General features: G+C 48.5%; 18 protein-coding genes. 12 read left to right on the top strand and 6 right to left on the bottom strand.

The genetic code is table 11. The annotated features are described in order from the left end of the window. Positions 1-19: 19 nt before the first annotated feature. Positions 20-1,045 (bottom strand): FecR family protein, encoded by a 1,026-nt coding sequence (locus GJR95_RS35720; RefSeq protein WP_162390407.1) that lies wholly within the window; start codon positions 1,043-1,045, stop codon positions 20-22. A 123-nt stretch (positions 1,046-1,168) separates the two neighbouring features. Continuing rightward, positions 1,169-1,744 carry an RNA polymerase sigma factor gene (locus tag GJR95_RS35715; protein WP_162390406.1) on the bottom strand — a complete coding sequence of 192 codons (576 nt, stop codon included), beginning with the start codon at positions 1,742-1,744 and terminating at the stop codon, positions 1,169-1,171. Between the two features lie 220 nt (positions 1,745-1,964). Between GJR95_RS35715 and GJR95_RS35710 the strand changes: the two genes are divergently transcribed. The 6 genes from GJR95_RS35710 (at position 1,965) to GJR95_RS35685 (ending at position 10,036) form a co-directional block, all read left to right on the top strand. After that, positions 1,965-3,647 (top strand): sulfatase family protein, encoded by a 1,683-nt coding sequence (locus GJR95_RS35710; protein WP_162390405.1) that lies wholly within the window; start codon positions 1,965-1,967, stop codon positions 3,645-3,647. Positions 3,648-3,786: 139 nt separating this feature from the next. Next, on the top strand, positions 3,787-4,623 hold the full coding sequence (locus GJR95_RS35705; RefSeq protein WP_162390404.1) for a hypothetical protein: 837 nt from the start codon (positions 3,787-3,789) through the stop codon (positions 4,621-4,623). 330 nt (positions 4,624-4,953) lie between these two features. Continuing rightward, positions 4,954-5,280: a PadR family transcriptional regulator gene (locus tag GJR95_RS35700; protein WP_162390403.1), complete on the top strand. Its 327-nt coding sequence runs from the start codon at positions 4,954-4,956 to the stop codon at positions 5,278-5,280. Beyond that, a complete protein-coding gene (locus GJR95_RS35695) occupies positions 5,277-7,934 on the top strand; it encodes an ABC transporter permease (RefSeq protein ID WP_162390402.1) in 2,658 nt (885 codons plus the stop codon). Before GJR95_RS35700 ends, GJR95_RS35695 begins: the two co-directional genes overlap by 4 nt. Before the next feature lie 161 nt (positions 7,935-8,095). Further along, positions 8,096-8,599 (top strand): DinB family protein, encoded by a 504-nt coding sequence (locus tag GJR95_RS35690; protein WP_162390401.1) that lies wholly within the window; start codon positions 8,096-8,098, stop codon positions 8,597-8,599. Between the two features lie 324 nt (positions 8,600-8,923). Next, the gene (locus GJR95_RS35685; protein WP_162390400.1) at positions 8,924-10,036 is read left to right on the top strand and encodes an alpha/beta hydrolase; all 1,113 of its coding nucleotides are present in this window, start codon (positions 8,924-8,926) and stop codon (positions 10,034-10,036) included. Positions 10,037-10,079: 43 nt separating this feature from the next. On the opposite strand, the gene GJR95_RS35680 is transcribed toward GJR95_RS35685, so the two are convergent. Beyond that, the gene (locus GJR95_RS35680; protein ID WP_162390399.1) at positions 10,080-11,450 is read right to left on the bottom strand and encodes a TldD/PmbA family protein; all 1,371 of its coding nucleotides are present in this window, start codon (positions 11,448-11,450) and stop codon (positions 10,080-10,082) included. Positions 11,451-11,461: 11 nt separating this feature from the next. Continuing rightward, positions 11,462-13,102 carry a TldD/PmbA family protein gene (locus GJR95_RS35675; protein WP_162390398.1) on the bottom strand — a complete coding sequence of 547 codons (1,641 nt, stop codon included), beginning with the start codon at positions 13,100-13,102 and terminating at the stop codon, positions 11,462-11,464. A gap of 447 nt (positions 13,103-13,549) precedes the next feature. Here GJR95_RS35675 and GJR95_RS35670 point away from each other — a divergent pair, with 447 nt between their 5' ends. The 5 genes from GJR95_RS35670 (at position 13,550) to GJR95_RS35650 (ending at position 17,937) form a co-directional block, all read left to right on the top strand. After that, positions 13,550-15,049 carry a DUF952 domain-containing protein gene (locus GJR95_RS35670; RefSeq protein WP_162390397.1) on the top strand — a complete coding sequence of 500 codons (1,500 nt, stop codon included), beginning with the start codon at positions 13,550-13,552 and terminating at the stop codon, positions 15,047-15,049. 259 nt (positions 15,050-15,308) lie between these two features. After that, positions 15,309-15,950: an orotate phosphoribosyltransferase gene (pyrE, locus tag GJR95_RS35665; protein WP_162390396.1), complete on the top strand. Its 642-nt coding sequence runs from the start codon at positions 15,309-15,311 to the stop codon at positions 15,948-15,950. 93 nt (positions 15,951-16,043) lie between these two features. Continuing rightward, a complete protein-coding gene (locus GJR95_RS35660; protein WP_162390395.1) occupies positions 16,044-16,502 on the top strand; it encodes an OsmC family protein in 459 nt (152 codons plus the stop codon). A 5-nt stretch (positions 16,503-16,507) separates the two neighbouring features. Then, positions 16,508-16,942: a (4Fe-4S)-binding protein gene (locus tag GJR95_RS35655; RefSeq protein WP_162390394.1), complete on the top strand. Its 435-nt coding sequence runs from the start codon at positions 16,508-16,510 to the stop codon at positions 16,940-16,942. A 50-nt stretch (positions 16,943-16,992) separates the two neighbouring features. Next, the gene (locus tag GJR95_RS35650; protein ID WP_162390393.1) at positions 16,993-17,937 is read left to right on the top strand and encodes a hypothetical protein; all 945 of its coding nucleotides are present in this window, start codon (positions 16,993-16,995) and stop codon (positions 17,935-17,937) included. 11 nt (positions 17,938-17,948) lie between these two features. On the opposite strand, the gene GJR95_RS35645 is transcribed toward GJR95_RS35650, so the two are convergent. Both GJR95_RS35645 and GJR95_RS35640 read right to left on the bottom strand, forming a co-directional pair. Continuing rightward, positions 17,949-19,295: a dihydrolipoyl dehydrogenase family protein gene (locus tag GJR95_RS35645; RefSeq protein ID WP_162390392.1), complete on the bottom strand. Its 1,347-nt coding sequence runs from the start codon at positions 19,293-19,295 to the stop codon at positions 17,949-17,951. A gap of 175 nt (positions 19,296-19,470) precedes the next feature. Then, entirely contained in the window at positions 19,471-21,102 is a 1,632-nt protein-coding gene (locus tag GJR95_RS35640; protein WP_162390391.1) for an ABC-F family ATP-binding cassette domain-containing protein, read from the bottom strand. A 159-nt stretch (positions 21,103-21,261) separates the two neighbouring features. Between GJR95_RS35640 and GJR95_RS35635 the strand changes: the two genes are divergently transcribed. Further along, positions 21,262-21,927 (top strand): DUF2461 domain-containing protein, encoded by a 666-nt coding sequence (locus tag GJR95_RS35635; protein WP_162390390.1) that lies wholly within the window; start codon positions 21,262-21,264, stop codon positions 21,925-21,927. Positions 21,928-22,063: the final 136 nt, after the last annotated feature.

The following is a 22,063-nucleotide window of genomic DNA, read 5'->3' as shown; positions in this document are numbered from 1 at the left end:
TTCATTTTCTTTTCAGTCATTAACAACCTGACCCACTAATGACGATCTGCGCATCGATGACCTTATACGTAGCTCCCAGCAGCTTACAGATAATCGTCAGTTTATCGTACAAATTTTCCTGATCTAACGAAGTCGTTATAAAGCAGTTAGCCATAAGCTCTTCGTCATAGACCACATCGACGCCGTAGGTTTTCTCAATAGCCGACATGATTTTGGAAACCGGCGCATTCTGAAACGTGAACGAAGCCAATTCCTCATTACGAATCACCACGAGGGGTTTCTCGACCAGCGTTTTCACCAACCGATGTTCCTGCCCCAGATACGTTACCTGCTGATTGGGAGTCAGCACCACACCAATGGTTTCAGGATCAGACTTTAGTTTAGTCTGGGTTGCTAATTGGGGCGAATAGACCGACACCCGCCCTGTTCGCACGGCTACCGTTACGTTCCGATCGGTTGGGTACGCTTTAATGCGAAAACTCGTTCCCAGAACTTTGGTGATCAGGTCATGTGAGTAGACCAGAAACGGCTTATGCGGATTCTTTCGCACCTCAAAAAAAGCCTCGCCAATCAGCGTTACTTCCCGTTTGTTGCCAGCGAATTCAATCGGGTACCGGAGCCTGCTACCCGGTTGCAACGTAACTACGCTCTGATCGCTCAACACCAATTGCTCAGGCACTGCCGATGAGTTAATTCGTTCTGTAAACGACGACTGCGTTTCCGCTATCTGCTCCTGCCTCCCAGGAAGTTCAAGCGTTAACCGACTGACGAAATACCAACTCAGGCCACCAATCAGAAGCACAACCGCAGCAGCTACCCAATAGGGCCTTGCCTGGAATCGTTTGACGGGCGCTGTTTTTACAGTCCGGGCGGCAAGCATCTGCCAGTTTTGGGCCAATAGCTCTTTCTGCTCATCATCCGTTGAGGGTAGCGCAACCTCAGAATCCAGGGATGCAAACCATTGATCGAGTAGTGCCCGTTCTTCGTCGGTGCAATCGCCCTTGAGGTATTTTGCCAGTAGCTCCTGGTAGTTGGTGCTGTCCATCGGGTTGAGTCATTCGTTCGTATCGGCGGTCCGACAAAAGGTATAGACGAATAGCTCCAGAAATCCCCTAAGGTTAATCAGGCTTTTTTTAGATTATTTTTCATTTCGGAAAGAATTCGATGCCTAGGAGAGCAGATACAGAACCCAGGCCGTCATGAAATCGCGCAGATTCTGACGCAAAAAAGTAGTGGATCGGGAGAGGTGGTACTCAATTGTTTTTTCTGACAGGTTCAAGCGCTGAGCTATTTCGCGAATGGTGAGGTGTTCGAACCGATTGAGAATGAATATTTCTCGGGTTTTCTCGGGGAGTTTCGCCAGAGCGCTTTGGATCGCTTCGGATAGTTCGTTCAGTTGAACGGCTTCCATCGTAGCAAAGGTTTTGGCCGGGAAAAAGCGCTGGAGCTGATCCAGATAGTGCTCTTCCTGAATATTCCGGCGGATGTAGTCGATCATCAGGTTCTTGAGCGATACGCCCAAAAACGCCTGTAAATTAATGACCCGCAGCGATTCCCGTTTCTGCCAGATCATCACAAAAAGCTCCTGTGCCAGTTCTTCGGCAACTTCTTTACGGCGAAGTTTACGGTGAGCGATCACATACATTTTATACCAGTATCGATCATATAACTCCCTGAACGCCTGCTCGTCATCTTCTCGGAGTAGGGCCAACAATTCGTTGTCGGTTAACAGGTGCAGGGACATTTTTGACAGGATTTGCCTGTAAAGTTGAAATAAACCTTCAAATACTTCAACATTTCGTTTTTTTTCTTGAAGTTATGCCTCTTCCAGAAAAGCATGAATAATTATTACTCATCATGGCTATTTCTAACCCGGAAACCCCTTTGGTTTAATTGAACGCCCTGATCGACTTGAATTAAGGCATTTTTCGTTTGGATCTGCGCTTGCGCGAACTAGTTCTTGTATGAAAAAGTTAGCTATTCTTCTTCTGGTATTCGGTGGGATTGCCATGTCCTTCATGCAGCATCAACTGAATCAGCCCCAATCGGCTCAGGTTACACCTGCTCAGCCAAATATTCTCTGGATTACCTGCGAGGATATGTCCCCCCATCTGGCTTGCTACGGCGACAAAGAAGTGAAAACGCCGAATCTCGATCAGTTAGCGGCAGAGGGCATTCGCTTTACGCATGCGTATACAACAGCCGGTGTCTGCGCACCCAGTCGCTCGGCAATCATCACGGGTATGTACCAGAACTCCATCGGTACACAGCACATGCGAACGCTCCAGCCGGCCCCCTATCCCCATAAGTTTTCGCCCGTAAAGACCTACTCCGCGGTGATTCCTCAGGATGTTCACTGCTTTCCGGAGTACCTACGTAAGGCGGGGTATTACACGACCAACAACGAGAAGCAGGACTATCAGTTTTTACCGCCGGTGACGGTCTGGGATGAAAGCAGTAAAAAAGCGCACTGGCAAAACCGCCCCGGTCATAGTGATGGAACGGGTAAACCATTCTTCTCGGTGTTTAACCTGATGATCACCCACGAATCGCAAATCTGGATGCGTGAGAACGAATCCTTGCTGGTTCGTCCTGAGGATGTAATCGTGCCCGCGTATTATCCGGACACCAAAACTGTCCGTCATGACATAGCCCGGCATCTGTCCAATGTAATGCGTATGGATTCAATTACGGGAACGATTATCAAGCAGCTCAAGGATGACGGCCTCTACGACAACACGATCATCTTTTTCTATTCCGATCACGGCGACGGGTTGCCGTTCGTGAAACGGGAAGTTTTTGACCGGGGCCTGAGGGTGCCGCTGATTGTTCGAATCCCAGAGAAATTTCGGGTGAAAGGCAGCAAACCCAAAGGCTCGACCGACGACCAACTCATCAGCTTTGTCGATTTAGCCCCAACTGTGCTTTCCCTGGCCAATATTCCTCTCCCCGACTACTTGCAGGGTCAGGCATTTCTGGGCGAAAAGAAGGCGGCTACACCCCGGAAATACATCTTCGCTGGTCGGGACCGGATGGACATGCCGGTGGATCGGGTGCGAACCCTCGGGGATGGTCGGTATAAATACTACCGGAATTTTATGCCCGAAAAGCCTTATTATCAGGATATAGAGTTTCGATTGAGTATTCCTATGATGCGGGAAATTCTTCAGCTGCGGGATGCCGGGAAGCTGAACGCGACCCAGATGATGTGGTTCCGCAAGACCAAGCCAGCCGAAGAACTGTATGATACGCAGACCGATCCAAACGAGTTCATCAATCTGGCTGACAATCCCGATTACAAAGCTAAGCTAGTCGAATTGCGGGGCCAAATGGATGCCTGGTTGAAAAAGGTCGGTGATAAAGCCGCAATACCCGAAGCCGATATGCTGAAACAAATGTGGAACGGCGGATCAGAACCACCTCAGACAGCTGAACCGAAAGTAGTTAAGTCAGGAAACTCAATCAGTATTCGTTGCGCCACGCCAGGAGCCTCCATTGGCTACATTCTTAAACACGGCCCCAATCAGGCGGATAGCTGGCACGTATACGGCGGAGAGAAACTGATGCTTCAATCCGGCGATTCGCTCCGGGTGGTTGCTCAGCGAATTGGCTACCTACCGAGTAAGGAAGTGAAACTGAAAGAATAAAAAGTGCTGTAAGCATACACAGTCTTTCCATAATTGATATTCGCTGATTCAAGCAGGACTTTACTCAATTCAACACGGGTATACTGGTCCTCTGCTCTGGCTCCATCTAGGTTTGTACCAAAAACTACAGATCCAGATCATGAAACAGCTTCTGCTTACTGCCCTATTTAGCATACTGACACTGGGCTTATTTAATTGTAAAAAAACAGATGTCGATGCACCCGCTCAGACGGTTACCGGCTGCAAACTCACTCAATTAGACCGCGGTAACGGCAACAAACATATTTACGAGTATAATGCCGCCGGGTATATCTCCCAGATGACCATTCATTTTCAGGGCGCAAGCGGCACCGGGAAAAAGGAAGTTTATGTCTATTCGTTTACCTACAACAGCGATAATCAGATTACGGGGGCCAGTATCACCATCGACGGCCAAAAACCAACGCAGATAACTGACTGGGGTGTAGGCGATGCAGTCAGTTTTAAGTGGAACAATGGAAAACTGACTCAGGTATTGGATCAGTTAGGTTCTAAGACCATTCTGACTACCACAGTTAGTTATGATAATCAGGGGCGGATTGTTCGGCTTAAGGCAGAGCCGGTTCCTGAATGGGGCGACCCATTCGAAAAAGAATTTATGTATGATGCGCAGGGCAACTTTAAATCGAACTATTATGAAGGTGGCGATTTGATTCAATATGAAGCAATTACGATTGACCCTGCCACTAAAAGTGCAGAATCGTTACAGGCAGCGCATGGCCTACCCTACGATATATTCAATGTCAATCCCTGGCGGGCCAATACCAGTCAGCAAATAGACGGCTATGAACTCGACAAGGCAGGCAAATTCGCTTTAGCCTACACGGTAAAAACGACAAATCTGGTAAAAAACAGTGCTAATGTGGCCACTTCACAGACCTTCGATGATAACGGGAAACAGCGGATAATGACCTTCACGCTGGCCGATTGTCAGTAACAAATTCATATCTGACAGTAGCAATACGCTCTACTGTTCAGAACACACAAGCCCGGCAGAAGTCGGGCTTTGTTGTTTAACGACAGGTAGCACACAATCTGCATTCAGGGTTTGTAACTCTAAACCCATTACCCATTTTATTACTGCTTTAACGTTCGTTTACCTCCTTTCCCGATCTCTTGCAACACGTCCACAAGCGTACAGAAATTGTCCATTTCTGGACAAAACAGGAAATTCAAAACGCCCCAAACAGGGCTAAATAGAGCTGGAAGGGATTATTTCTACTTTGGCAGGACATTTGTTCTGTATATGTATAATAAATCTGGTGTTATGAAAGGAACTTACTTAGGCGAGTTCGAAGAAGTCGTCCTGCTGGCTGTGGCTATCCGTTCAGGCGATGCCTATGGAGCCACAGTTGTCAATGAGATCGAGCAGCAAATGAACCGGGCTGTCAATTTGGGAGCGGTGCATTCGGCCTTGAACCGACTCTACGAAAAAGGGCTGGTCAGCTCCCATATGGGCGGAGCCAGTCAGGAACGGGGCGGACGCCGAAAACGGCTCTACTCAGTGACCGCTGCTGGTCGACGAGCCCTGGAGGAGGCTCGCCAACTCCGCAATCAGATGTGGGAAGCGATTCCAACAACCACCTGGGCATGACTAAGCCAACAGAACCGCAACCACCCCGACCCGTCGGACCGCGCTGGGCTACCCGGCTCCTGCATGCATTTTGTGCTCCTCATCTGGTTGACGAAATGGCAGGTGATCTGGATGAATTGTTCCAGCAACGAGTCGGCACAATTGGCCTCCGAAAAGCGCGGCTTCGCTATATCCGGGACGTACTGAGTTTGCTTCGCCCGTTTGCCCTTAAACACAAACCAACTGTCCAACACTTCAGCAAGTACCCTCAACACTCATCCTTTCATCCTGACATGATTCGAAATTACCTCAAAATCGCCTTTCGTAATCTAGGCAAAAACAAGATCTATTCCTTTATCAACATTGGCGGGCTAACTGTGGGAATGACTGTAGCGATGCTGATTGGGTTGTGGATCTATGACGAGTTGTCGTTCGATACCGATCACCTCAACTACAACCGTATTGCCAAAGTTATGCTGCAACAAACGGTTGAGGGCAACACGTCTACCAGCGAATGGGTGCCAATTCCTTTGAGCACTGCCCTGAAAAACGACTACGGCAGTGATTTCAGCCACATCGTTCTGACTCACCAGACCGGGGAACAGATTCTGGCTAACGGTACGGCAAAACTCACGCAAAAAGGGTATTACGCAGAACCGGAATTCCTGGAAATATTACCCCTGAAATTACGACAGGGAGCAAGATCCGGGCTTAACGACCCAGGCTCTATTCTGCTTTCGGAGTCTTTGGCCAGCGCCCTGTTTGGAAATACCGATCCGATTAATCAGCTCGTAAAAGTCAATAATAAGGTAGCGGTTAAAGTGGCTGGTGTTTATCCTGATTTTCCGAACAATTCGGAATTCCGTGATGTGGCTTATGTGCTGCCATGGACGCAATTTGTGGCCGATCAGGAATGGGTAAAACGGGTTGAGGATAACTGGGGCGTAAACGCATTTCAGCTCCTGGTCCAGCTCGCTCCCAACGCTGATCTTGATAAAGTTTCGGCCAAAATAGAATCCGTTAAGGCCACGCACGCCAAGGATGAAGCCAAATTTAATCCCAAAGCTTTTCTGCATCCGATGAGCCGATGGCACCTTTATTCGGAATGGGAAAACGGCGTTCCGGTCCGGGGTCGTATTCAATTTGTCTGGCTGTTTGGTATTATTGGCCTGTTTGTACTTTTACTGGCCTGCATTAATTTCATGAATCTTTCGACGGCCCGTTCCGAAAAACGTGCCAAAGAAGTTGGTATACGAAAGGCTGTCGGGTCCGTTCGCAGTCAGTTAATCGGTCAGTTTTTCAGCGAGTCATTTCTGGTTGTTTTCTTCGCTTTTGCGCTGTCGCTGCTACTGGTACAGCTTGCTCTGCCCTGGTTTAACGAAATCGCCGATAAGAATACCAGCATCCTGTGGAATAATTCGCTGTTTTGGGCGCTTGGCATCGGCTTTAGTTTGATCACAGGGCTGGTTGCGGGCAGTTATCCGGCATTTTACCTATCCGGTTTTCAGCCTGTGAAAGTACTTAAAGGCACATTTCGGGTCGGTCGTTTTGCGTCGATGCCACGTAAGGTGCTGGTTGTGACGCAATTTACCGTATCACTAGCGCTTATTATCGGAACCATCATTGTATTCCGGCAGATCCAGTACGCCAAAAACCGACCGCTCGGCTATGACCGGAATGGTTTGGTAAGTGTCCGGATGAATACGCCGGAACTGATGGAGCGATACGGTATTATCCATACTGAATTGCTGCAAACCGGAGCGGTTGTGAGTGTGGCCGAGTCAAATAATCCTACGACCGGCGTTTATTCGAGCGATAACCGACTGGACTGGAAAGGCAAGGACCCGAATCGGCCGGTCGATTTTAACGTGGTGACCTGCACCCATGATTTTGGCAAAACCGTGGGCTGGCAGATCAAGGAAGGACGCGACTTTTCGCGCAATTTCTCAACCGATTCCACCGGTTTGATCCTGAACGAAAGCGCGATCAAGTATATGGGCCTTAAACACCCGATTGGCGAGCGGATAAAATGGGCGAACGAAACCTATACCGTTATTGGTGTCATTAAGGATCTGGTGACCGATTCACCCTTCGAGCCGGTAAAACAAACGGCTTTCAGGTTGAATTACGAATGGACTAATTTCATTACGATCCGGCTGAACCCGAAGATGAGTGCCCGCGAGGCCCTGAATAAGATTGAGCCGATTTTCCGAAAATACAATCCCGCCAGTCCTTTCGATTACAAATTCGTTAGCGCCGAACAAGATCAGAAATTCCGTGCTGAAGAGCGCATTGGTAAACTCGCAACCTTGTTCGCCATCCTGGCTATTTTCATTAGTTGTCTTGGTTTGTTTGGGTTAGCATCGTTTGTTGCCGAACAGCGTACGAAAGAAATTGGGGTTCGTAAAGTGCTGGGTGCATCTGTCTTTAATCTGTGGCAGCTCCTGTCGAAAGACTTTATCGTTCTGGTCCTGATTTCGTTCCTGCTTGCTTCACCCGTAGCCTATTACTTCATGAGTGGCTGGCTAAAGCAATATACATACCGCTCTGACATATCGTGGTGGATTTTTGCAGTATCAGGTCTGGCGGCCATTGGCATTACGTTAGCAACCGTATCGTTTCAAAGCATCAAGGCAGCGCTGATGAATCCGGTCAGGAGCCTGCGAAGTGAGTAAGTTTTTAGTAGTCGAACTACAGGAAAGCACCGTATGAGCAGCGGTGCTTTCCTGTGCATTGGCATCCGAGTATTGTACTGAAAAATCGGTTAAGCTCCCCGATTATTCTAAACACTTCATCGGCTAATTGGTAGTTCTATGAACTAGAACGAATCATGCTCATGGCTCAACCACATAAACCTGATACCGATACAAACACGATCTTACGCAATCAATTAATCACGTTGCTACAGAAAAGTGAAGCACATCAATCGCTTGACGCTGCCATCAAGAATTTACCCGCTGAATTACGAGGGGTAAAACCGGAGAATTTACCTTATAGCATCTGGCAACTAATTGACCATATCCGGCTGGTACAGTGGGACATCCTTGAATTTTCCCGTAATGCCGACTACCAGTCGCCCCCGTGGCCCGAAGGCTACTGGACCAAACAGGTGCAGCCCCCGGATAACTCGGCCTGGCAACAAGCTCTGGACCAGATTCAGCAGGATCGGGATGCTTTTATTGCTTTGCTGGCCGACCCTGAGTGGGATTTGTTTCAGCCGTTTGCTCATGGCGACGGGCAGAATCTTCTTCGCGAGGCTTTACTGATCGCGGACCATACGGCCTATCATGTGGGTGAAATTATTATTATCCGTCGGCTACTGAACGCCTGGCCACGCTGATGAAACGCATTATAACCTTAGCCCTCTTCATAAAAAGCCCCATTCAGCCAGTAGCCAAACGGGGACCTGCATTCTACTTGAAAGTCCTGATTGAACAAAAACAGGATATTGTATAGACTGAAAACAGGCCATAAATCCCTAGTCTGGCTGGCCGAAATCAATTACTCGGTAGTTATATTTAGTAAGCGTAGAACAATTTAACGTGCAAATCCCCCGGCTTTTTAGCTTCGGACTTTCGATTAGTGATCAACTGGAGTCATTGTCTGATCCGAAAAACGGCCTACTGGAAACAGTAAAGCAGCCAGTTTTTCTGCTTCTAATGCCATGAATCGATGTACTCCTCCCCTCGCCCGTTTATCCCGGGCACTTGCGTTACTAGCTCTTTGCTCTCTGGTCGGGCCACTTTCGGTAGTTGGTCAGGCTAACTCCACGAAGGTGGGTAAGGTCGAGCGCATTAAAGTGCATGGCAAAGGGCTGGAAGGGAATCTGGCCGGCGATTCACCCGATCGGGACGTCTCGATTTACTTACCGCCCAGCTACCAAACCGATAGGAATCGGCATTACCCCGTTATTTATTTTCTTCACGGGTTCACTGACAGCGACGACAAATGGTATGGCTTTACCAAGCATTGGATCAACCTGCCCGCTACTATCGATAAAGCGGTAACTGAAGGAAAATCAGCTGAGTTTATTGTTGTAACGCCCAATGCCTACAATCGCTATTTCGGGAGTATGTATTCTAACTCGGTTACGATCGGCAATTGGGAAGATTACGTGGCTAAAGAACTTGTAGCCTACGTCGACAACCATTACCGAACCATTCCAGAGGCAACCAGCCGTGGATTAGCCGGGCATTCGATGGGCGGTTATGGTACGATCCGAATCGGTGAGAAACATCCCGAGATCTTTTCGAGTCTGTATCTGCTTAGTCCGTGTTGTATGCTTCCGAATCTGACGGCTACACCAAATCCTCAACAGGCGGCCAAAATGGAAGGTATTAAAACGCAGCAGGATCTGGAAAAGGCTGATTTTGGTACGAAAGCCGCTTTTGCATCAGCTGCGGCCTGGTCGCCAAGTACCAGCCAGGAAGAATTCCATCTGGATCTACCCCTGAAAGATGGGCAGCCCCAGCCTCTGGTTATGGCTAAATGGGCTGCCAATGCACCGTTGGTAACGATCGATCAGTACATCTCCAACATCAGGCAGTTAAAGGCGATCGCTTTCGACGCAGGCAATAAGGACGCCAGTATAGCCGCCAATAACAAACTGTTAGACGGCGTATTAACCAGCTATGGCATTGCCCATACGTATGAGGAGTATGAAGGCGACCACATCAACCACATTGCCGATCGAATTGAGCAAAAGATGCTCCCTTTTTTCACCAATAACTTAACCTCCGACAAGGCTGCCGGTTCTCGCTCAGCGAAAAAGAAGTGACAAGGTCAACGTTGAATCTCATTCAGCATCGTTCCGACCAAACCTAGATAGCATCCGACAGGCTGGTAAACGTAAAATCCCTGGCTTTTACGGGTGGTATCATGTTGCCATTCATCCGCACCGGCGTACCCAGAGCCTCAATGTTGTTCAGTACAATAACTGCGCTTTCGTTGAAACGGAAGTTTTTGACCGGAAACTTGATCTGACCATTTTCAATATAGAATGTTCCGTCACGAGTTAATCCTGTTTGTAATAACGTTTTCGGATCAACCATCCGAACATACCAAAGGCGGGTTACCAGAATACCCCGCTCGGTACTTTTGATCATATCGGCCAGCGACTGATTGCCGCCCTGCATGATAAATCCCGACGCGGGCGGAGTGGCTTTCACGCCTTTTTTATCGGCCCAAAAGCGGGAATAGCTCATGTTTTTAACAACCCCTTTCTCAAACCAGGTTATTTTTTCCTGAGGCCGTCCATCACCAACACCCCCTCCACCCAGAAAATTGATCGCTGCAAACCCTCTTCGTCCATCGCCAGAAAACGGTTCATTTGGCGCTTCGGGATTCGTCGGATCGGAATAGATCGTAATTCGTTCGTCAATAAGCTTTTCTCCGAGTCGGGTTCCACCTCCTTTTTTGCTCAGAAAACTTCTTCCTTCATCGGCCAGACGGGTGTCCATGCCCGACATCATGCTCTGCAATAACGTGCTCATGGCCGTTGGCTCCAGAATGACGGTATATTTACCGGGCTCTATGGCTCGGGCACTGGTAGAAGCCAGGGCTTTTTGCATCGCAATCTGGGTGGTCTGTGCGGCATTCAGTTTCGCTATATCATTAAAGTCGCGGGTTACGTAGCCCGACCCTCTGGCATCGGCCGTTCGAACGGTAACCGAGAAATCAACCGAGGTTGCCTTATTATAACCAAACAGACCTTTGCTGTTGGCAATGGCCGAAAAGCCAGTTGAATCCTGTAAAAAGCCAGCAGCACTTAAGTTCTTTTCGACACACGCTTCCACACTATCGAACGCAACCTGAGCCCGATACTCCGAATCCATTTTGGCTGTATTTTCAGAATACATGGGCGTCTCCAGATACTTCTGTGGCCCGATCATGGGCATGTATTCCGGATTTTCAGGAGCCAGCCGGGCGATTTCTTCGGCTCGCCGAACGGTTCGTTCAATTGCCTGATCACTAAACTCATTAACCGTAGCCGAACCTAATCGTTTGCCGATACCAGCACTGATCAAGAGTGACATATTATCAGCTTCGCCCCCGGAGGAAACGCTATTGAGCGCATACCGGATGTTACTGGTCCGGCCTCCGTTCAGACTAACACTCATTTCATCGGCTTTGGAAAAGGATAAAACCTTATCGAGGATTTTCTTTGCTTCTTCTTGGGATATAATAGCCATGGCGTTGAGGTTTAGATTTTCCGTGAGGTATTGAGCACGTTTACTCCATTGAAACGGGCTGTCGAACTGCCGTGCGAAACCGAATTGATTTGAGCGGGCTGCCCTTTGCCATCGAAGAATGTTCCACCCAGACGGAAGTCCCGTTCATCACAAACTTTTACGCATGAGTTCCAGAATTCCTGTGTATTGGATTGATACGCCACATCACGAAGCATCCCGGCAATTTGCCCATCCTTGATCTCATAGAACAACTGGCCGCCAAATTGAAAATTATACCGTTGCTGATCAATCGAATACGACCCATCTCCAATGATATAAATTCCTTTTTTAACATCCTTGATCATCTCATCGACTGTGAGCCGCTCCTTTCCGGGCGCTAACGAAATATTCGCCATTCGCTGGAACTGAACGGTACTCCAGCTATCGGCATAGCAACAGCCCTGCGACTCTGTTTCGCCTAACATGTGCACCTGATCGCGAATGGCCTGATAATTGACAAGAATGCCATCTTTAATAATATCCCACTGCTTGGTCTTCACGCCTTCGTCGTCCCAACCTACTTCGCCCAGCGAGCCGGGTTGGGTTTTGTCGGCGAAGAAGTTTACCTCTTTGCTACCATAGTTAAAATTCTTCGATTGCCACTTGTCGATCGTAGCAAACGACGTACCAGCCAGGTTGGCTTCATACCCCAATACACGATCCAGTTCTGTAGCGTGCCCAACCGACTCATGAATAGTTAGATAGGTATGCGATGGATCCAGCACCAGATCGTATTTACCAGCTTCTACGGTCTTGGCCTTCAATTTCAGTCGGGCCTGTTTGGCGGCAGCCGTCGCGTCTTCGAGCATGTCGTAGCCTTTGTTGTAACGCGTGGTGACCCCGGTCAGTCGGTCGGCAGGAGCGGATTGAAGGTAGTCGTAGCTTCGGCCCATTGGCGCACTCAGCGAATCTCGGGTGGCCATCAGCCCACTCGCTTTATCGACGGCGGTAACCGTGAAATTTGGCCAGATCCGGTGAACATCCTGATCAATATACGAGCCGTCGGTCGACGCGAAATATTTCTGTTCATTGATCATAAACAACACGGAATTAACAAAATCAGCACCGTTGGTTAGTGCCGCGCCATTGACCGATAACAATAGATCTGTTTTTTCTTTAACCGGGATCTCAAATGAGTTTTTCTGAACAGGTGTCTTCCAGGATACTTCGCCAAAGCCTTTCTGAGGTGCGAGCTGCACTGGTTTTTTAAGTAGCTTGGCATGGGCTTTAGCAAAAGCGACAGCTTTCTCGGCCGTTCTGGCTACTGCTTCTTCGCTTTGGGTATCGCCGATGGCCGCAAAACCCCAGCAACCGTTCGCAATAACACGTACGCCCACCCCAAAAGACTCCGTATTGATGATATTCTGCACTTTGTCTTCCCGCGTCATGACGTATTGGTTCAGGTACCGCCCAATCCGGACATCAGCATACGTGGCTCCTTTGACCGTAGCGGCATTCAAAGCAGCATCGGCCAAACGTTTTTTAATGGAAACATCCAGACCTGGCTCCATTAATTCTTCAGCGGTAACAGTGCGGGAATAGGCGGGCAAGGTGGGCAGTAAAATCCCGGCAGCCCCTACGGCCATGAGTTGATTAAAGTCGCGACGATTCACTGTGTGTTTCTCCTATAAGTTAAGCAAAAGAGTGTTCAGCTTCAGATTTGAAGCAGACAAGATCAATTCCATCAAATTCCATTTTAATCCTAATTTATAGAATATAATATTGATTATTTTCAAAAAACATATTTTTAATTTTTACTATTGTTATAATTAAACTATTTATCTATTTAATAATAAGCCATGAAGTTTGGGCCTGGTATAGGAACTCACCAAGTAAACCAGCAGCCGACTTTCAGGTACTGTTCCCGGATATTGGCTTAGCTGGTTTTCAGCATAGTGAAGCGTTATAAGCACCGAAGATAAGGTGGATAAACGCGTCTCGAAAAGCCTTCGAAACCCCTCTCAAAATCGCCAATTTGCCTGCCTGCTATAGATTTTACGAATAAACAAACCTACATTAGACGTAAAACCAGCAACGAGTTATTGTCTGTGGTGGAGCGAATGCGTAAGAAAAATAGAGTTACCTGGCTCTTCCTGTTAGGTCTGGCAACAGCTTTGTCGGTTAGTAAAGCCCTGGCCTCAGAAACACTTTTTTATATTGTAAAGCAGTCCGATTGGCTTACGTATGCCAACAAAGCCTGTTTCGCTCCCCCATCCCTTTCCAGAGATGGCTTTATTTCACTCCTAACGCCTGAACAGGTAATGCCTACCGCCCAGGCGTTGTTTCAGGGACAGAAGGACTTGCTCTTACTTAAAATTAATTTATCCTCGGCTGATCCGCTGTTGAAGTGGGATGAACTGGCTGGAAACGAAGCGTCTTTGCCCCGTTATTACGGCGAACTTTCCCGTAGATTCGTTAAGAAAGTCGAGCGCTTCCAAGCCCGAAAAGACGGCAATTTCAGTTTACCCAATGAGCCCTTAACGAAGCGCTTAATGCCGCAACTATTTCCAAGAGGGCTTATCAGCAAATTCCTTACCTATCAGCACTGGCAGAACACCGATCGATTCCATCAGCTACAGGTTGATAACTTTCTTCGACCCAAAGTTCAGCTACAATGGTGGTATTTTGACTTTTTTCTTCAAGACGGCAGTTCGATGGTGTTGACCTTTATTCCTCAACATTGGTGGCAACCAGCAGACACGAAAGAAAAGAAAGCCGTTTTTACCATATCGCTCAAAACCCGACAAGGCATTGTTAAACGATTCACAAGCATCATGCCTCAGTCGGCGCTTAAAACGGCCGCCGATCATCTGGAAATTCCGGGCTGCTTACTCATTCAACACACGGGCTCCAGTACTGATAACCACTACCAGATTCGAGTCAATTTCCCCGAAGTATCGGGCGTTTTTGACATCAGGCCAACACAACCTCCGTTTGCCGCTTATCCAACGGGTGTCATGCCGGGTGTTCTGCAAACCGTTCTTAGCGGGGTACATATTGGAGCGCCAAGCTTTAGTTATGTTTCTCAAATTCCGAGCAGCAACGTGTCAGGATCCATTTCGTGGGATGACTATCAGGCTAAAATCGAGGGTCAGGCCTATCATGAACAAGGTCGCCTGAACGATACGCCGGAACGGCAGCCAGCCAGTTGGACCTGGTATCATTTCTCGGGCAGTGGATGGAATATTTTCGGCACCCCAGGTAGTTACATTTACCTTCAACGGGGCGACGAGATTTTACGGTCTGGCTTTCATCTGGTCAGTCAGCAGTATACGTTGCAGAACCGAACGTTTAGTAGCCCCGATCACGCTAAACTCCTGACTGGTGGAGAAATTAATTTTCGCCATGAAAAACTGGCGTTTCAGCTCAAGCTTTCGGGATCTTCGTCTAAAACATTAATTTGTTTCCCCTCTTCTGACCCCAATCAAGTCTGGGGAACGGTTGAAGGGCCAGCTACACTTTTAATTTCCGACGGATCAACGACGAAGTTACTTGACGGCCGAATGTTTCTGGAAACCTGCTCCTGGGAAGTCTACGATCAGAAAAAAGACACCAAATAGGGTGCGTAAACTTCTATAAAACGGGCTTCTTGCTGATGGCCCCAGAATTGTTGTCCGTTCAGGGTTTCATTCGTTTTCCTCCGGCAGTTTGCGAATGATGGCGAACCTTTCGGGATAAGAGTATACGGTTATAAAGTTCAGTTACCGCCCGCTCTGGATAAGGTCTATTTCAGGAAAATTTTCGACTGGCTCAGGAAAACAAAGGAAGAGGTATGCGTTCATTTTCCTACTTTTGAACCTGCTACTTTTTTTGTTACTCGTGAACTCATTATCAATCCAACAAACCGTTGCCCGCCACTTACTCGCTGTGCAGGCTGTCCGTTTACAACCTAACTCACCTTTTACCTGGAGTTCGGGCTGGAAATCACCCATCTATTGCGACAACCGCGTTACATTGGCTTATCCGGAAGTCCGTACATTCATTAAAAATGCCCTGGCCGATCGCATCCGGCAGGAGTTTCCAACGGTAGACGTGATTGCAGGCGTTGCTACGGCGGGCATTCCACAAGGCGTTCTCGTTGCCGACGCCTTAAACCTTCCCTATTGTTACGTCCGGCCCGAGCCTAAAGCACATGGTATGGGCAAACAGATTGAAGGGCGATTAGAAGCCGGACAGCGTGTGGTGGTGATCGAAGATCTGATTTCAACAGGCGGCAGTTCGCTTAAAGTGGTCGATGCACTCCGTGCAGCCGGGGCTGATGTGTTGGGGATGGCTGCCATTTTCACCTATGGTTTCCCGTTGGCCGCCCAGAATTTTGCCAATAAAAATGTCCCGTTAGTCTGTCTGAGCGATTATACTAGTTTGTTATCCGAAGCACAGGCACTCGACTACATTCCGGCCGAAGCACTGGCTTCACTTACCACCTGGCGCGAAAACCCAGCCGAATGGGGAAAAGAATAAGGGAAAGGATTCGGTTTACACACAGAAAGCGCCAAGCCCAATAACTGTAAACCGAATCCTGTAAACCAGTAACCGTAAACCACAACCCGTAACATGGCCACCATCACTGCCCGAATCGAACGGTCACCTTATGAGACTCATCTCTCGACCAGTTCGCAAGTTATTGTTGTCGACGAACCCCACGAAGCGGGTGGTCAGGATCGGGGTATGAGGCCGGGAGAATTACTGGCAGGATCGCTGGCATCCTGCACGGTCATAACCCTGCGCATGTACGCTGACCGTAAAGGCTGGCCCGTCGATTCGATTGTTGCTCACGTCAGTTACACGTATGACCCGGTAGGAAAGCGGTCTTTATTTTCGATGAAGCTGAATTTAAACGGTGACCTGAGTCAGGAACAGCGCGTCCGGTTACTTGAATTAGCGGATCGATGCCCTATTCATCGGGCACTGGGAGATCCTATTGACTTTGAGACAACGCTCGTCGACGATTTAAGCCCAAACCATCCCCCATCTACCAGCGTTGAGTTACTGACTGAAGAGCCTAATTCATAACGACTATGAGCGAGAGCCCGGAAATTACAAAAACCAATAGCAACGGCGAGATTACCGTTGTCTGGAAACCTGCGGTCTGCATTCATTCAAAACTCTGCTGGACACAACTAGCCGAGGTATTCAATCCTCGTGCACGACCCTGGGTCAACATAGAGGGAGCTGGTACCCAGCGCATTATTGAGCAGGTTGACCGCTGTCCATCAAAAGCATTGAGTTATTTCCGCAATGAAGAGGCAATCGAGCCAGAAGCTATACTGGCCGAAAGCCTGGTGGAACCGTTGCCCAATGGCCCGTTGCTGGTATACGGTAATCTTCGAGTGAAAGACGCAGACGGTCACGAAACGCAAAAGAACAAGGTTACAGCCTTTTGTCGGTGCGGTGCCAGTAGTAACAAACCGTATTGCGATGGTACGCATCTAAAAGTTGGATTCGTGGGATAAACCCGGCTGTCCAATAAGCCACTCCCCGATTCTGTAAATCCAGCGGACGTATGATTGCTCAAAAAATAGCAGAACGAATTGGTCGGCCTGACCTGATCGACGTCCTGGCAAACGAGCTCACCAGTTCAGAACTGACCTCCTTGCTGTTGGATGTATTTGACCGCAAAGCTCAACAGCTATCACCCGCTGAGCTGTTGCGGGCCTACCAGAGCAATCGGTTTGTTAAACCTGCCGATATCGATGTCGTTGGCCTACACGCCCTGGAAAGCCAGATATTTACCGTTTTTAATCAATTTGACTTCTCACCAGTGGAGTTATCCCCGGTAGCTCCGTTAGGAAGCTGCTCCGTCATTTCTACTACTGGTCAGAAAAAAGTGCTGTCGGCTACCCGGCAAACGGAGGTCGTTGCCGACGCGACCAACGCACTCGCACTGCACGTTGCAGATGCCCGGCTGACAAAGCGAAAGTCAGCTCATTTGGCTCCGGAAAAGCTGCGATTCAGTACAATTCATCGTCACCTTCGGACCCCTACATTGCCCGATATACCTGGAATGCGATCGCATTTTAAAATTGCCTGTTTCGTTTTGGCTGGCCGCGATTCAGGTAGCCATCGATTCGAAAAAGAAGCATTAGCCGAGCATGTAGCCATGATGACGGCGCTTTTTCGCGATACGTTACACATCGACAAGCTGACGTTTCGGTGCTATCCACGCAAAGGTTACGCCGACCCGGTTGCCTTCGTGACTAAACTGGTCGACTATGTAAGGGAACAACAGGCCGACGTTCGTATCGAGATTCCAGAGAATGTTGTTGGCGACAATAATTACTACAAGGGGCTGCAATGTAAAATTGTGATTGAACACAATGGACAATCAATTGACATCGGCGATGGCGGTTTCGTTGACTGGACTCAGCAATTGCTTCAGAATCGGAAAGAGCGCTTATTTACAGCGGGCATTGGCATTGAAATGCTGTATCGATTACTCCAGTCATAATTGGCTCTTAATCAGGGCAGCATGGAATTTATATCTGACGCATGAGTCGGGTAAGCGAATAGCATAGCACCTAGTGCCTTAGCCGGAATCTTGTGCTTCATGGCCATCGCAAACAGGTTAATTACGTCTTCACTGCCAGAACCCAGCAAATGTGCTCCTACGATCTGATCCGTTTCGGCATCAACCAACGTTTTAAAGCCCGTAATCGGCTCATTGATTCGGCGGCTTACGTACCAATCGGCGGTTTCCTGAAACATGACCTTTACCGGAAGCCCTTGCTGTCTGGCCTGTTCTTCGGTCAGACCGATAGAGGCTAGTGGTGGCCCGGTAAATACGGTTGTTGGCACCGGATCGTTTGTGTAGGTACGCTGATTGCCATTCAGGATATTGTGTGCTACAATACTACCTTCATACGACGCCAATGGCGTAAGTGGCAATCCTTTGTCGGCCACGTCACCACAGGCATATACTGCCGGATTCGATGCGCTTTGAAGGTATTCGTTCACCATCACGCCCTTCTTACCGATCGCAACGCCAGCAGCATCCAAGGCCATTTCGGCCACGTCGGCTACCCTGCCAGCAGCATGAACGACCAAATCAGCCTCTGCCGAGTAGCTTTCACCACCGTGCTCATAGTGAACCATTAACCTAGCTGGCGTTTTTTCTACTTCGGTTACCTTTGCTTCCAGCACGATAAAAATGCCGATAGCACGCATGGCTTTGACCAATAAGTCAACCAAATCAGCATCGAATCCTTCCAGTGGTTGTTTGCCCTGATGAAGAATGGTCACCTTGGCCCCGGCACGCGCGGCAATATGCGCAAACTCGAAGGCAATGTACCCCCCGCCCACCGTCACGATCTCGTTAGGCAACTCCGCGAGTTCCATAAACCTGGTACTGTCAATGAGGAGCTCTTCGCCCGGAATGTTCAGAGTTTGCGGTCGTTGACCGGTAGCAATAACAATATGGTTAGCCGATAACTCCTCATCACCGACCCGAATTGTCGTTGCCGACAGGAATGTAGCTGCACCATGAAAAAGCTGAATGCCCTGGTCTGTAAATTTCTTCTCGGTCTTTTCGGGGATCGAATCGGTAAATGTTTTTTTAAATTGAATCAGGTCAGCCCAGTTTATGGTAGCCGTATTTGTGATTCCTCTTCCGGTCAACTGGGCAGATCGAGCCACGATTTCGGCCGCACCCACCAGTACTTTCTTCGGATCACATCCGCGCTGTGAGCAGGTACCGCCAAAAGGTAATTTATCAATAATAGCGACAGATTTACCGGCTTCACGGACCGTTTCAGCGACGGTCTTTCCGGCAGACCCAGTGCCAATAACAATAAGATCGAATGACTGCATAGGAATGGTGCATGATAGTTTGCTAATGTATAACTGCAATCCGGTCGAATTGTCTAAATCAGTCATTCGCCAATAGCCGTAGCACGGTTTCTAACGAACGATGTGCAAAAACAAAAACGGGTAATCAGGGCTCTATCCCCAATTACCCGTTTTCAGAATTACCTGTATTAAGTACTTATGCTACTGCTTCGTAGAGTTCCTCCCGTTGAGCCTTCACGCGATCATCGGTGAGGTATTCGTCGTAGGTCATCAATTTGTCGAGGATACCCGCCGGCGTAATCTCAATGATGCGGCTGGCAATCGTCTGCACAAACTGGTGGTCATGTGAGGTAAATAAAATCGGACCTTTGAAGTCGATCAACCCATTGTTGAGCGATTCGATAGATTCGAGATCGAGGTGGTTGGTTGGCTCATCGAGCATCAGAACGTTCGCACCCGACAGCATCATTTTCGACAGCATACACCGCACTTTCTCTCCTCCACTCAACACCGTCGCTTTTTTCAACGACTCTTCGCCCGAGAATAACATCCGGCCTAAGAAACCCCGAATAAAGCTTTCGTCTTTTTCGACTGAATATTGCCGCAGCCAGTCGACCAGGTTCAGATCCGTCTGGAAGAATTTCTCTTTTTCGGCATCCGTCGGGAAATACGACATGGTAATGGTGATGCCCCAGCGGAACGTACCCGAATCGGCTTTGCGTTCGCCCGCCAGAATATCGAGCAGGGCCGAAACGGCGAGTCCGTCGCGGCTATACAGGAATATTTTATCCTGTTTATTGACCGTAAACGACAGATTTTCGAACAATTTCGTACCGTCTTCGGCCGTATACGTCAGGTTTTCGACCGTTAGAATCTGGTCGCCAGGTTCGCGCTCAGGCTTGAAATTGACGTATGGATATTTCCGCGACGACGGCTGAATATCTTCAATCGTCAATTTTTCGAGCAGTTTGGCACGGCTGGTTGCCTGCTTCGACTTCGATGCATTGGCGGAGAATCGACGGATAAACTCTTCGAGTTCTTTCCGCTTATCTTCGGTCTTTTTGTTCTGATCCTGCCGTTGTTTCAGAGCCAGTTGACTCGATTCATACCAGAACGAGTAGTTTCCGGCAAAGAGTTTAACCTTGCTGAAATCCACGTCCACGATCTGCGTACAGACCTGATCCAGGAAGTGGCGATCGTGCGATACAACAATGACGGTATTGCTAAAGTTAGCCAGGAAGTTTTCGAGCCAGCTCACCGATTCCACATCGAGGTTGTTCGTCGGCTCATCGAGCAGCAGCACATCAGGGCTACCAAATAAGGCCTGAGCCAGCAGTACGCGCACTTTTTCGGAACCATTAATATCCGACATCAGGGCGTAGTGCAGGTCTTCTTTTATACCCAGACCCGACAGCAAACTAGCCGCATCTGACTCCGCATCCCAGCCATTCATTTCGGCAAATTCAGATTCGAGTTCAGCGGCTCTTTCGCCATCGGCATCCGTAAAATCCTCTTTGGCGTACAATATATCTTTCTCCTGCATAATGTCATACAGGCGCTTATTGCCCATGATAACGGTTTGCAGGACCGGGAATTGGTCGTAAGCGGATTGATTCTGGTTCAGCACCGACATCCGTTCGCCGGGCGTCATCGTCACGGTTCCGGTTTGAGGTTCGATTTCGCCAGACAGAATTTTCAGGAAGGTTGATTTACCGGCTCCATTTGCTCCGATTACACCATAACAGTTACCGGACGTAAATTTTATAGTGACGTCGTCGAATAACACTCGCTTCCCATAGCGTAGGGAGACGTTTTGTACCGATACCATGCGTTGATTTCTGTTCAGATTGAACGACAAAGATACGAAATTTTAGCGGGAAAAGGGAACCTCTTCAAGCTTCTTGCCGAGGAATGGATTCTGCATAAATCTTCGCCTGGTATCTGGCTAAATTACGTAGTTTTGCCCGATTGACTCAATGACAAACTCATGCTTAAAGCCACTACCCTTTCGTTTCTGACCGATCTGAAAGCGAACAATAACAAACCCTGGTTCGATGCCAATCGCCCTGCTTACGAAGCAGCCAAAGGCGACTTCATTCAATTTGTCACTACCTTGATAGATGGCTTAAACACGATTGATCCGGCTATTTCTGAAACACCCCTTCAGGCTAAAAGCTGCATCTTCCGCATCAACCGCGATGTGCGTTTTTCGGCCAACAAATCGCCTTATAAAACCAACTTCGGCGCGTGGTTCAACAAGGGCGGCAAGAAACTGGAATCAGCAGGCTATTACTTCAATCTGGAGCCGGGCAGAAGTTTTATTGCAGGTGGACTTTATATGCCGGATGCAACCATCCTGGCTACGATCCGACAGGAAATTGACTACAATCTGGCTGAATTTGAAAGCCTGCTTATGCAACCAGCCTTTACAAAACACTTCACTGGTTTGAATCGCGGAGAAGCCCTGCAACGGCCACCCAAAGGCTACGCAGCCGATAACCCAGCCATCGAATACCTTAAGTTAAAAAGCTTTACATCGAGCCATAATCTGGTCGATGATGCGTTGACTAAATCCAGTCTTTCCAAACGGACGATCGACGTATTTGCAGGTCTCCAGCCGTTCGTGCAGTTCCTGAACCGGGCGGTGGGGTGAAAGTAGTTATATAGTACTCCCCCAAATTAGGACCACTAGCTAAGTTGAAAAACAAGCTGTAAATAGTGGTTCAAAATGAAAGCAAAACGCAAGCAGCACTCGCCTGCCTTTAAAGCCAAAGTGGCTCTGGAAGCAT

This window comes from Spirosoma endbachense (assembly GCF_010233585.1).
GTDB classification, from domain to species: domain Bacteria; phylum Bacteroidota; class Bacteroidia; order Cytophagales; family Spirosomataceae; genus Spirosoma; species Spirosoma endbachense.
The sequence above is the reverse complement of the archived record's forward strand: the minus strand, read 5'-3'. Positions and strand labels throughout refer to the sequence as shown.